This is a genomic window from Halomonas sp. 111 (genome assembly GCF_052379685.1).
Taxonomy (GTDB): domain Bacteria; phylum Pseudomonadota; class Gammaproteobacteria; order Pseudomonadales; family Halomonadaceae; genus Vreelandella; species Vreelandella citrativorans.
Genome location: NZ_JBQSYV010000001.1, coordinates 223,045 through 235,821, shown reverse-complemented (window position 1 = coordinate 235,821; position 12,777 = coordinate 223,045). Strand labels below are relative to the sequence as shown.

Genomic DNA, 12,777 nt, shown 5'->3' with positions numbered 1-12,777 from the left:
TTAGTAGCCTTCCTGTGGTGCTGCGCTTTCTACGCCGCCCAGTGTGTTTAATAAATTGGCTAAAAGACTGGATGCGCCAAAGCGAAAATGTGCCGGTGTAATCCATGCACTGCCCATGATGTTGCTTGCCAGCGCCAGGTACTCAGCGGCTTCTTCTGTGGTGCGCACGCCGCCTGCGGCTTTAAAGCCAACGTCTTTGCCGCTTGCTTTAATCGCGTTCAGCATAATTTCGGCGGCTTCCAGCGTGGCGTTGGTGGCCACTTTGCCGGTAGACGTTTTAATAAAGTCGGCGCCGCCTTCAATAGCAAGCTCGCTAGCACGTTTGATAAGTGCTGGGTCTTTGAGTTCGCCTGATTCGATAATGACTTTTAACTGGGCCTGATCTGCGCAGGCGGCTTTACACATTTCAACCAGCTCAAGGCCGGTTTCTTCGTCACCTGCCATCAGCGTGCGGTAGGGGAACACCACATCGACTTCGTGGGCGCCGGAGGCAACTGCGTCACGGGTTTCACGGGCAGCCGCCATAATGTCATCGCCGCCATTAGGGAAGTTGGTAACGGTCGCGATTTTTACCAGCTCGTTGAGTTTGTGGGCGGTCAGCGCACGCTGAGCGGTAACAATAAACTGCGGATATACGCAGACGGCCGCCGGATTACCGTGAGGCGTTTTAAGCTGCTGGCAAAGCGCTTCAATCGTGCCGTCGGTGTCGCTGTCATTCAGGCTGGTCAAATCCATTAAGCTCAGCGCTTGGCGGGCGGCCTGGATGACGTGGGGAGAGGCTGTCGCGGTCATTGGATTCTCACAAAATTGATAAAAGACAAAACGGGCACTGCGAGATAAAACAGCAGCGCCCGTTGCATGGTGTCGTACTCGCTGCGTTAGGTCGTAATACTGCTCAGCGAGATGAAGAAGCCAGCAATGGTGGCTGACATTAAATTGGACAGTGTACCGGCCAGAACGGCTTTGCCCCCAAAGCGGGCAATTTCAGCGCGACGGCTCGGCGCAATACTGCCTAAACCGCCCAACAAAATAGCGATTGAAGACAGGTTGGCAAAGCCGCACAGGGCGAAAGACAAGAAGGCCGTGGTATGAGGCGTCATTAATTGACCCGTCGCGGCAACCACCTGCTCCCCATCAATGTAGGGGGCCAGGTTAATAAAGGCGACGAACTCATTAACCACTAGCTTCTGGCCAATAAAGGAGCCAGCAACGGTGGCTTCAGCCCATGGCACGCCCAGCATGAAAGCCAGCGGGGCAAACAGCCAGCCCAGGATCATTTCAAGGCTCAGCGACTCAAATCCAAACCAGCCGCCAACGCCTCCTAAAATGCCGTTGATCAGTGCGATCAAGGCAATAAAGGCCAGCAGCATGGCGCCAACATTGGCCGCCAGCATCAGGCCAGAGGTGGCGCCCGAGGCCGCAGCATCCAGCACGTTGGCGGGTTTGTTTTCCTGCTCTTGAAGCTCTTCCTCGACTTTAGAGATGCTGTCGCTGTCAGTCGCATCCTGGGTTTCCGGCATGATCAACTTGGCGAAAAGCAGACCACCCGGGGCTGCCATAAACGACGCAGCAACCAGATACTCCATGGGAATGCCCAGCTGTGCGTAACCGGCAAGTACTGAACCCGCTACTGAAGCAAGGCCGCCACACATAACGGCAAACAGCTGCGAGGGCGTCATGCGAGCAATAAACGGACGTACCACCAGCGGCGCTTCGGTTTGGCCTACGAAGATATTGGCTGTCGCAGAAAGCGACTCCGTACGCGATGTGCCGAGTGCTTTTTGCAGCCCGCCACCCAGAATACGAATCACCCACTGCATGATGCCCATGTAGTAAAGCACGGCGATCAGCGAGGAGAAGAAGATAATGACCGGCAGGACCTTGATCGCGAAGATAAAGCCAACATTATCAACATCAGCCAGACCACCAAACAGAAAGCCAATACCGTCGTTGGCATAAACCAGTACCTGGCTTACTCCCATGGAAATGGTTTGCAAAAAGGTTTGTCCAAACGGCACATAGAGGACAAACGCCCCGATGGCTGCCTGGATACCAAAAGCGCCCAGCACGGTACGCAAGCGAATTGACTTACGGTCGTAAGAAAAAATCAGAGCGATGGCCACCAGAGTGACCATGCCAACCAAGCTCATAAGGAGTGTCATATGGGAATCCTTTGAGTCCGCTAGGGGGGCTCGTTTAAAGTTAAGTTGAGCCTGTTTAAAGTATGTTGAGCTTGACAGAGTAAATCATCGCGTTTTGATAAGCATTCGGCGTGCCGAGCTTATTCTCCGAGTAGCGATACTGAACGCCCGTTGTGATCAAATCGCTGGGGTGCCACCAAAGGCTCAGCGCACCGTTGGTGCCTACGCTTCCGGCTTTGCCATCTACATAGTTCTGTTCCAGGTAGTCACTGTCGCGGCCAAACGTTTGCTCGTGCCAGTTGGTGACGCTGAAGTTTTGATTAAGGGCGGCGAAGTCATAGCCCGCGACCCAGCCCGCCATGTAGCCATTCATGCCAGTATAGCTTTCGCTCTGAACGCGTGCTGCGCCAATAAAGGGTTTAAACCATAAGCCGTTGGCGAATGTTGTGCGGTAGCCCAGGCCCAGGATTTGGTCTTGTTCGCGGCTGTTATAGCCGTAGTCACGGAAGTCGTACACGTGAGCGTAGAGCGACAGCGGGGTATCCCCCAGATAAATGTGTGACGTTACCTTGCCTGCCGTGCGGAAGTTATCTTTACCGCCGCTTGATTCATCGAACCGGTCGTTGGTCGGGTTTTCGAAATCAAAGAAACCGTAGAACTCGCCCCAGCTAAAGCCCGCACCGCCTTCTATCTCTACGTAGGTGAAGTCGCTTTTTGCCGCGTTGGAGGCCGTGCGACGTTCGGTACCGTTAGACCAGTCGAGGTAGTTAACCGAGACATTGGCAAAGGACCAAAGAGGTGTCGTCGGTTGGTGCGGCGCATCGGCAGCTATTGCTGGTGTTGCCAGTGCCAAGCCAGCGGCTAAAACGCCAACGCTGGTAGTGAATGAAAAAGTACGCATTGAGATCGGAGCAGTCATGTAAGCCTCAAGAGGGATTGCCACAGTTTGGCCGTCGTTAGAATTATGTGGGCTGGCGAAAATGTTATAATTATAACATTGCATGTTATTTTTTTAACGCCCATTTGCAATAAACTCAAACCACCGCTTCTTGGATGCCTCTATCGGGGTGTCGCAGGAAGGCATGGAGTTAACCGAACGTCTAAGGCCAGGCTTGCATGTTCCAGACGTTAAGCTTGTGGCTTTAACGTCACGGCCATAGGCTAAGTACGCCGTTGGATATAAGTACGCCGTTGGATAACAGTGGTCATGGCACGAGCCATACACGACATATTATAAAGTGAATAATAACGGTATTGAGGAGACGTCTGGTATGAACGACCGTAGCGCCCAACGGTTGGCATTGCTTCAGGAAACGCTTGCCGGTGGTGGTACGTTGCATTTACGTGACGCCGCTAGTTTATGCGGTGTTTCAGAAATGACCATACGCCGCGACCTTTCAACGCAGCCTTCTGCGTTAGCGCTGCTGGGCGGAAGGTTGGTAATGGCAAGTTACCCAAGTAGCACTCCTGCGTACGATTTGGCGGAGCAGCAAGCCAACGACTATCCGTTAAAGCACTTGCTCTGCAAGCGGGCCGCAAGCTTTATTGAAGAGGGCGATACGCTATTTATTGATTGCGGCTCAACGCTGGTGCCTCTTTTGGGGCAGCTGGGGAATTTTCATGAGCTAACGGTGGTGACCTATGCGTTAAATGTCGCCACGGCGGTGTCGGCTCTACCCAATGTGCGTTTGGTGCTATTGGGCGGGCTGTTTTATGCGTCATCACAATCGTTTGGCAGCGATGATATGCGCGCTGCCATTGAGCGTATCGGTATCAATAAGGCATTTATTTCAGCTGCTGGGGTTGATTGCACGCGTGGCGTTAGCTGTTTTCACTTTCATGAAGTAGCCCCCAAGCAGGCGGCTATTGCCTGTGCTTCGCAGCGCTTATTAGTGATCGACGCGAGTAAAATCGGCATGATTCGCCCCGCCTATTTCGCGTCATTGAACGATTTTGACATTGTTGTGACTAATGAGGGCGCTGCGCCCGCGTTATTTACCCATTTTACGGGGCGTGTGCTTACCCACCTTCCTGTTCCATCTTCTTTTGAGCAATCGTGTTAGGAAGTTACGGCCAGGTGCGTCAAATCGTCGCTTTGATTCGTTGCTTGGATCAAAGGAAGATACGTCGGTTAGAGCGGGCCTCCTTCATGTTAGGATGTCGGTTCAATCCGCTACCTGCTTCCAATCCCGGTAGCGCATATTTTTCCCGGAGCACAGGCAGTACCTCTGGCAGAGTGTTTTGGGAAGGGTATGGGGTGTTAGTTAGCTGACATATGGCATATCGTTTGGCTTGCTGTTTGACGGCTAGTTTTGTAACGCAACTCTGACGAGATCGCACCATGCAACAACCTTCCTACTGGCGCAGGTCAGGCACTCTGGTGCTCATTGCGCTATGCTTGCTGCTTGCAGGCTGTAGCTCGGCCTTAATGGACCCAAAAGGTGTCGTTGGTGAAACCCAGCGTTCACTGATCCTGAGTTCATTTGGCTTGATGCTGATCGTGGTCATCCCCGTTATTGTTATGACGATAGTGTTTGGCTGGTACTATCGCCGTAGCAATACGATGGCTGAATACCTACCTGATTGGGCGCACTCCAACTGGATCGAGGCCATTGTTTGGCTGGTTCCTGTCGTAATCGTCGCTATTTTGGGCGTAATTACCTGGAAAAGTTCACACGACCTTGACCCCCATCGCGCACTTGAAAGTGATACTCCTGAGCTTGAAATCCAGGCCGTGGCACTTGATTGGAAATGGCTGTTCATTTATCCCGAGCAAGGTATTGCAACGGTAAATGAAGTGGCATTCCCGGTTGATACGCCCGTCCGTTTCCGAGTGAGCTCCGGTTCGGTGATGAACTCTTTCTTCATTCCTCGACTAGGCAGCCAGATTTATGCCATGGCAGGAATGGATAATGACGTTTATCTCGAAGCTAATGAGATCGGTACCTATAGCGGTCGTTCGACCAACTATAGCGGTGCAGGTTTCTCTGGAATGATCTTCGATGCTCACGCGACATCAGATGAAGACTTTGATGCGTGGGTAGAAGAGGTTCGGCAGTCACCACAAACGCTGACCTACCCAGAAGGCTACTCACAATTGGCTGAGCGCTCTTCGTTCAACCCCGTTGAGTACTTCGCAAGTGTTACACCTGAGTTCTATGAGCGTCTGGTCTCCAGCTTCCATACTGGCAGCGATCCTGAAACCGACACTCAAGATGCGCCCCGCGCACCAGCTATCGATAGCAATGAAGCCTATCAAACGACCGACAACCAAGCGAGTGGCGAGGCTGAAGAAGGCCAACCTGTGAGCAATGAGGCGGGAGAGTAACCGTGTTCGGTAAATTAACCCTAGAAGCAATTCCCCTTCACGAACCCATTCTGGTTCTTGCGGGTCTCGTGGGGATTCTAGGCGGCGCGGCGTTGTTAGGCGCGTTGACCTATTTCCGTAAGTGGGGCTGGCTATGGAACGAGTGGTTCACCTCCGTTGACCATAAAAAGCTCGGTATCATGTATTTCATCGTGGCGCTTATCATGCTGCTGCGCGGTTTTGCTGATGCCCTGATGATGCGTGTACAGCAGGCGATAGCCGCAGGCGGTTCGACAGGCATTTTGCCGCCTGACCACTACGACCAGATCTTTACCGCCCACGGCGTTATCATGATCTTCTTCGTGGCCATGCCTATGGTTATCGGCCTGATGAACCTGGTTGTTCCGTTGCAGATCGGTGCGCGCGATGTTGCGTTCCCGTTCCTGAACAACCTGAGTTTCTGGCTGTTCGCGGTTTCTGCTCTACTGGTTAACATTTCTCTGTTCGTGGGTGAGTTCGCTACCACTGGTTGGTTGGCTTATGCGCCGTTATCGGGGATAGAGTACAGCCCCGGGGTAGGGGTCGATTACTGGATATGGGCGTTGCAGATATCCGGGATAGGTACCACGTTAACGGGTATTAACTTCTTCGTTACTATCCTGAAAATGCGTACCAAGGGCATGACCATGTTCCGCATGCCGATCTTTACCTGGACGTCGCTGTGCGCCAACGTACTGATCATTGCCTCTTTCCCGATTTTGACCGCTACTATTGCCATGCTGACGCTGGATCGTTACCTGGGGATGAATTTCTTCACGAACGATATGGGCGGCAACATGATGATGTACGTCAACCTTATCTGGGCGTGGGGTCACCCTGAGGTTTATATTCTGATTCTGCCGGCCTTCGGTGTGTTTTCAGAAGTTATCGCGACCTTTGCACGCAAGCGTCTGTTCGGTTACCACACCATGGTATGGGCAACGATCGCGATCACGATCCTGTCATTCATCGTTTGGTTGCACCACTTCTTTACCATGGGCGCAGGTGCCAACGTCAATGCCTTCTTCGGCATCATGACAATGATCATCGCCATACCGACTGGGGTGAAAGTCTTTAACTGGCTGTTCACTATCTTCCGTGGACGCTTGGAAATGACCTCGCCGACCCTCTGGACGCTGGGTTTTATTATCACCTTCGTCCTCGGTGGTATGACAGGCGTTATGCTGGCGCTGCCGGCGGCAAACTTCGTGCTGCACAACAGTCTGTTCGTTATTGCCCACTTCCATAACGTTATCGTTGGTGGCGTGGTCTTCGGCATGATGGCGGGTCTGACCTACTGGTTCCCGAAAGCCTTTGGCTTCACGCTTGACGAGAAGTGGGGCAAGCGCTCGTTCTGGTTCTGGGTGTCAGGTTTCTACGTGGCCTTCATGCCGCTATACGTACTGAGCTTCTACGGTGCTGTGCGCCGCATGAACTCTTACCCGAACGCTGAATGGCAGCCCTGGTTTATCGTTGCCTTGGTCGGTGCACTGCTGATTGCTGCGGGTATCGCTTGTACGCTCATTCAGTTCTACGTAAGCGTGCGTAACCGCGATAAGTATGCTGATGTGACCGGCGACCCATGGGATGCCCGTACGCTGGAGTGGGCAACCTCTTCACCGCCTCCGTTCTACAACTTTGCGCGCCTGCCCGTCGTTGGTGATATCGACAGCTTCTGGTCACAAAAGCAGCGTGGCAACGAGCAGTTGAACGATGCGCCTTACACGGATATTCATATGCCGAGGAACACGGTGGCCGGCCCCGTCATCAGTGTCTTTGCGATGATCTTTGGTTTCGCCATGGTATGGCACATCTGGTGGCTGGCTGGGTTCAGTGCAATCGGCATGCTGGTGAGCTTCCTGATGCGGGTATCTAACGACGATATCGATTACTACGTGCCTGCTGCAGAGGTCGAGCGAATCGAACGTGCTCATCAACAACGTGTGGAGGCCCAGGCGTAATGGCTACTGAATCCCTACATCACGATGCCCATGCTGAAGAGCATGAGCACCACGATGCCGGTCCTACCAAGGTATTTGGTTTCTGGGTCTACCTAATGAGCGACTTAGTGATCTTCGGAACACTATTCGCCACCTACGCCGTGCTCATGAGGGGCACGGCAGGTGGGCCGACCGGCGCGGATATTTTTGAACTACCTTTGATTCTCTTCGGCACCTTTGCACTGCTGATCAGTAGTTTCACCTTCGGCATGGGCGTTCTGGCAATGAATGCCAATCGCGTCGGCCAGGTGAAAATGTGGCTGGGCATTACGTTCGTGCTGGGCCTGATGTTCCTGGGGATGGAGATCTATGAATTCTATCACCTGATCCATGAAGGTTTCGGCCCAGACCGCAGCGCCTTCCTGTCAGCGTTCTTTACACTGGTAGGTACCCACGGTCTGCACGTGACCTTCGGTATGATCTGGATTCTGGTCATGCTGGTTCAGTTGTCGACCAAGGGCCTGAATGATAAAACGCGTCCGCGTATCCTGTGCTTGAGCTTGTTCTGGCACTTCCTGGATATCGTCTGGATCTGTGTCTTCTCCTTCGTCTACTTGATGGGAGTGCTGGTATGAGTTCTTCTAGCCAACCGTCCGGTCACGGCACCGTAAAGTCCTATGTAACGGGTCTTGTGCTGTCGTTAGTCCTGACTGTCATTCCATTTGGCGCGGTTATGCTGGGTTCGTTCAGCTTACCCGTGAACGTGGGAATCATCACTGTGACGGCCGTTTTGCAGGTGCTGGTTCAGCTTGTGATGTTCATGCACTTGGACTTCAAGACTGAAGATGGCTGGAACATGCTTTCCTTCGTCTTTACGGTGCTGATTCTCGGCCTAGTGGTAGGAGGTTCGCTGTGGATCATGCAGCATCTACATCTCAACATGATGATCGGCTAACCAGCATGCCCAATCGGTGGCACGATCTGCTTGAGCTAACCAAACCAGGAATCATTGGCGGCAATCTCATTGCCGCCCTTGGCGGCTACTTTCTAGCCGCGCACGGTGAATTCGATCTGGTGACGTTTGCTTCGGTCATGTTGGGGATCGCGTTAGTGATCGCCTCAGGCTGTGCCTGTAACAACGTGATTGATAGGGATATTGATGCTCTGATGGCGCGCACGCGCCATCGTCCTCTGGTTAGGGGAAGCGTCTCTATCACGCAAGCATTGGGCTTGTCGGCGTTTCTGGGTATCAGTGGTGTGGTCTGCCTGGCATTGGGCACCAACGGGTTGACGGTGGCCTTGGCTGTTATCGGATGGGGCGTGTATGTGGGGGTGTATAGCCTCTATATGAAGCGCAACTCCGAATACGGCACGGTAGTAGGCAGCCTGTCAGGCGCTATGCCGCCCGTGATTGGGTACTGCGCCGTGACGGGTACCTTTGACAGTGGGGCGATGGTTCTGCTGTTGATCTTCTGCCTCTGGCAGATGCCGCACTCCTATGCCATTGCGATTTTCCGCTATGCCGATTACCAGCGCGCTTCGATTCCCGTTCTGCCTGTTGTTCACGGGATCAAGCGCGCAAAGCATCACATCCTTGGCTACATTGTGGCGTTTATTCCCGCCTCATTGGCTTTGGTGCTGGCGAGTAAGGCAGGTACTGGCTACCTGTGCGTCGCACTGACCATGGGGGGCTACTGGCTCTACCTGGCGATTTGCGGCTACCGGCTGGATGATGATGTACGCTGGGCCAAACGCGTATTTGGCGTCTCGATTTTGACCATCACCGCGATGAGCCTGGTGATTGTGTTGGAATCCATGGTGCCAATAATGTGGGCGTGATTGACCCACACCGCTAAGTGGTTGAATTAGAAAAGCCCCGGGTAGTTAAACTGCCCGGGGCTTTTTCTTGTCTTAAAGCTTACTTACCATTGATCGCACCTGCGAAGCTTATCAGGTGCGATGACGGGTTTACGCTTCTCGCTGGCTTGCCTGAATAGCGGTCAGCGCGATGGTGTAGACGATATCATCCACCAGCGCGCCTCGGGAAAGGTCATTCACCGGTTTGTTTAAGCCTTGCAGCATGGGGCCGACGCTGACTACGCGGGCACTACGCTGCACCGCTTTGTAGGTCGTGTTGCCGGTGTTCAGGTCCGGGAATACAAAGACGGTGGCGCGGCCCGCTACGGGCGAATCTGGCGCTTTCTGCTTACCCACGCTCTCAATGGCGGCTGCATCGTACTGAAGCGGGCCATCGATCAATAAGTGCGGGGCACGCTCTTTGGCGATGCGCGTAGCTTCACGCACTTTATCGACATCCGCGCCGGTGCCTGAATCTCCCGTTGAGTAGCTGATCATGGCCACGCGCGGCTCAATGCCAAACGCTTCTGCGGAGCGGGCGCTTTGCAGGGCTATTTCAGCCAGCGTTTCGGCATCCGGGTCCGGGTTCACCGCACAATCGCCATACACCACTACCTGCTCTGGCAGCAGCATAAAGAAGATTGACGATACCTGGCTATATTCTGGCGCGGTCTTTATCAGCTGAAACGCCGGGCGCACGGTGTTAGCGGTGGTGTGGATAGCACCCGAGACAAGGCCATCGACTTCATCCAGCTGGAGCATCATGGTGCCAAGCACCACGTTATCCTGTAGCTGGGCCTCAGCGGTGAGTTCGTTAAGCTTGCCACGCCGACGTTCTACCATGGGCGCGATATAGTGGGCACGCGTGCTTTCGGGGTCGATAATCGTCAACTCGTCAGGCAGTGCTAAACCGCGGTTACGCGCCACTTCCTCGATGTTTTCACGACTGCCCAACAGCACGCAGTTGGCAATGCCGCGCCGCTGACAAATAATCGCTGCCTCCACCGTGCGGGGCTCGTCGCCTTCCGGCAGTACGATTCGTTTTTTTGCGTGCTGAGCCTGTTTAACCAACTGATAGCGAAACGCCGAAGGAGATAAGCGCCGTGCATAGCCGTGGCTTAACTTATCTTTTAGCCATTCAAGGTCGATATGGGCAGCGACAAAGCGCGCCACCTGCTCGGCACGCTCGAAATCATCAACGGGGATTTCACTGCTAAGCTGGCTCAAGTTTTGAGCCGTGGTCAGGCTGTCGGTTTCAACCGCCAGCACGGGCAGGCCGGTTCTAAGCGCTGGGCGACACATCTCAATCATATTGTCGTTAGGCAAAAAACCGTTGGTCAGCAATATGCCCGCCAACTGAGTGCCGTTCATGGTAGCGAGGGCGGACGCCAGCACGACGTCGTCACGGTCGCCAGACGCCACCACCAGACTGCCGGGTGTAAAGATATGCAGCGCATTCGCCGCGCTACGCGCACACAGGCTTGTCGACATTACCCGGCGGCTTGCCGCATCGCCTTCATTCAGCACCTTGGCACTTAGTGCCCGTGCCACGTCCAGCGTGCGGGGCGCATTGAGGGTTTTGCTGTAAGGCACGATGCCGATTAGGTGAAAACTGTCGGTGGCTAGTGACGGTGAATAGCCGCGAAGCTCGTTAAGCACCGACTCTTCAAGCTGCGGTTTAATGGTGCCCGGCGCTGCCGAAAGGTCATCTTCCTGGCCGTAAGGCAGGTTCTTCATGCGCATCAGGATGCCGCCCAACGTGCGGGTCGAGCTAACCCCGCCAAAGCTTCTGGCGTGCATATCCAGCTCTTCAGCAAGTGCCTGTGGCTCGTTTAAATCCCCGGTGCCAACCAGAATGATTCGGGCATTAAGTGCATGCGCCAGTTGAGCATTGGTTTGCGTCGCGTACGTGGTGTACTGGGTAGGCACTACGCCTTCCACTACGACTAAATCCAGCGCATTACCGTCCCGCTCAGCCTGTTGCATTACCTGCTCATAAAGCTCGACCACATTTTCCATTAGCTCATCGGTTTGGTCATCGCGCAGCAGGCGCTCCAGCCGGGCTTGTGAGATCGGCGAAGGCGGGCGCAGGTTGAGCGTGCGAGACACCAGTGCCGTTGAGCGATCAAGGCCCGGGCCGTTCAGCTCTTTTTGCATAAACGGCTTCAAAAACCCGGCTTTAAGGCCAATGGTGTCGAGCGCCTGAATCAAGCCTAAACAGGCTGAGGTTAATCCGGCCCCCATGCTTGTGGGCACCAGAAGAATGGCTTGAGGTTGAGAGGGGGACGAGCTCATGCTTGGGCCTCCAGGCATTGACGTGTTTCCATCGCGATACGGCCTTCTTCGTCGGTAGGAATGACCCAGGCTTCGGGACCCTGGTGATTTGCCCTGTCCAGCTTGCCCTCTTTACCGCGAATCATCACGTCATTGCTCGCCTCATCAAGGGCAAAGCCAAAGTGAGGCAGTAGGCTGATAACGCGGCTGCGTACAAGAGGAGAGTTCTCGCCGATGCCACCGGTAAAAATGACGCCATCAAGCGTCGGCAGTGCGCAAGAGAGAGCAGCAAGCGACTTAGCAATGCGGTAGCAAAATACATCCAGCGCCAGCATGGCGCCTTCATGACCCTGCTCTGCTGCTTCCTCGACTTCACGCATATCGTTGGTTAAGCCAGAAAGCCCCAATAGCCCGCTTTGCTTATTCAGCACATCATCAATCTTGTCCATCGACCAGCCCAGCTGGCGGTGTAAATGGGCGTGCAAGCCTGGGTCGACGTCGCCGCTGCGCGTGCCCATCACCAGGCCTTCCAGCGGGGTAAGGCCCATGCTGGTGTCCAGGCTTTGATTATTCCACACCGCTGCGGTGGAACAGCCGTTGCCCAAGTGGGCTGTTAACCAACCGCCCGCACCGCGAGGGCTAAGCTCGGCCGCACGCTGGCTAACAAAGGCGTGGCTAGTGCCATGAAACCCGTAGCGACGAATGCCGTGTTCAGCGTAGAGGCTCTCTGGCAGGGCATAGCGGTAAGCTTTTACGGGGAGGGTTTGGTGAAACGCGGTATCGAATACCGCAACCTGAGGTAGTGCTGGAAATATCTTTTGAGTAGCGCTGATGCCTGCCAGGTTGGCAGGGTTATGCAGGGGCGCCAGCGCGGCGGTGGCCTTAATCGCACTGATAACATCACTATCAATCAAGGCGGCCTGAGTAAACTTCTCTCCGCCATGAACAATGCGATGCCCAATAGCGCCAGGAATGCGTCCTTCCAGGCTGTTTAAAATGGCGTTGAGCGCTTGAGTATGGTCAGCATTGGGGAGTGCATGGCTAAAGCTTCCCCCCGCGCTATTTATTCCTTTTAAACGGGCATCGGCGCTGCCTAAGCGCTCTGCCAAGCCTGCTAAGCGCGGGGCATCAGGGGCCGGATCGATCAGTGCGTATTTAATAGAGGATGAACCACAATTAATAACCAGCACCGGTGCATTCATAAAGAATCTACCAAAAG

Annotated in this window: 11 protein-coding genes; 6 read left to right on the top strand and 5 right to left on the bottom strand. The window is 54.2% G+C overall.

Annotated features, from left to right (window positions below):
- From deoC to ACT3T7_RS01120, 3 genes are all read right to left on the bottom strand, one after another.
- On the bottom strand, nt 1-792 hold the full coding sequence (deoC, locus tag ACT3T7_RS01130) for a deoxyribose-phosphate aldolase (protein WP_087108367.1): 792 nt from the start codon (nt 790-792) through the stop codon (nt 1-3).
- Between the two features lie 86 nt (nt 793-878).
- Nucleotides 879-2,162: a NupC/NupG family nucleoside CNT transporter gene (locus tag ACT3T7_RS01125; protein ID WP_192526703.1), complete on the bottom strand. Its 1,284-nt coding sequence runs from the start codon at nt 2,160-2,162 to the stop codon at nt 879-881.
- A gap of 55 nt (nt 2,163-2,217) precedes the next feature.
- A complete protein-coding gene (locus ACT3T7_RS01120; RefSeq protein WP_407647898.1) occupies nt 2,218-3,060 on the bottom strand; it encodes an outer membrane protein OmpK in 843 nt (280 codons plus the stop codon).
- A 352-nt stretch (nt 3,061-3,412) separates the two neighbouring features.
- Between ACT3T7_RS01120 and ACT3T7_RS01115 the strand changes: the two genes are divergently transcribed.
- From ACT3T7_RS01115 to cyoE, 6 genes are all read left to right on the top strand, one after another.
- The gene (locus ACT3T7_RS01115) at nt 3,413-4,204 is read left to right on the top strand and encodes a DeoR/GlpR family DNA-binding transcription regulator (RefSeq protein ID WP_192526704.1); all 792 of its coding nucleotides are present in this window, start codon (nt 3,413-3,415) and stop codon (nt 4,202-4,204) included.
- A gap of 278 nt (nt 4,205-4,482) precedes the next feature.
- A complete protein-coding gene (gene cyoA / locus ACT3T7_RS01110) occupies nt 4,483-5,469 on the top strand; it encodes a ubiquinol oxidase subunit II (protein ID WP_192526705.1) in 987 nt (328 codons plus the stop codon).
- Between the two features lie 2 nt (nt 5,470-5,471).
- Nucleotides 5,472-7,448 (top strand): cytochrome o ubiquinol oxidase subunit I, encoded by a 1,977-nt coding sequence (cyoB, locus tag ACT3T7_RS01105; protein ID WP_192526706.1) that lies wholly within the window; start codon nt 5,472-5,474, stop codon nt 7,446-7,448.
- Complete coding sequence (gene cyoC, locus ACT3T7_RS01100) at nt 7,448-8,062, top strand: cytochrome o ubiquinol oxidase subunit III (protein WP_192526707.1); 615 nt, start codon at nt 7,448-7,450, stop codon at nt 8,060-8,062. The genes cyoB and cyoC overlap by 1 nt, the downstream gene beginning before the upstream one ends.
- Nucleotides 8,059-8,382 carry a cytochrome o ubiquinol oxidase subunit IV gene (gene cyoD, locus ACT3T7_RS01095; protein WP_087108378.1) on the top strand — a complete coding sequence of 108 codons (324 nt, stop codon included), beginning with the start codon at nt 8,059-8,061 and terminating at the stop codon, nt 8,380-8,382. Before cyoC ends, cyoD begins: the two co-directional genes overlap by 4 nt.
- Nucleotides 8,340-9,266 (top strand): heme o synthase, encoded by a 927-nt coding sequence (cyoE, locus tag ACT3T7_RS01090; RefSeq protein ID WP_087108380.1) that lies wholly within the window; start codon nt 8,340-8,342, stop codon nt 9,264-9,266. The genes cyoD and cyoE overlap by 43 nt, the downstream gene beginning before the upstream one ends.
- Before the next feature lie 129 nt (nt 9,267-9,395).
- Here cyoE and pta read toward each other — a convergent pair whose 3' ends face one another.
- Both pta and ACT3T7_RS01080 read right to left on the bottom strand, forming a co-directional pair.
- The gene (gene pta, locus ACT3T7_RS01085) at nt 9,396-11,579 is read right to left on the bottom strand and encodes a phosphate acetyltransferase (protein ID WP_441678420.1); all 2,184 of its coding nucleotides are present in this window, start codon (nt 11,577-11,579) and stop codon (nt 9,396-9,398) included.
- The gene (locus ACT3T7_RS01080) at nt 11,576-12,760 is read right to left on the bottom strand and encodes an acetate/propionate family kinase (RefSeq protein ID WP_444629811.1); all 1,185 of its coding nucleotides are present in this window, start codon (nt 12,758-12,760) and stop codon (nt 11,576-11,578) included. Before ACT3T7_RS01080 ends, pta begins: the two co-directional genes overlap by 4 nt.
- Between the last annotated feature and the right edge of the window lie 17 nt (nt 12,761-12,777).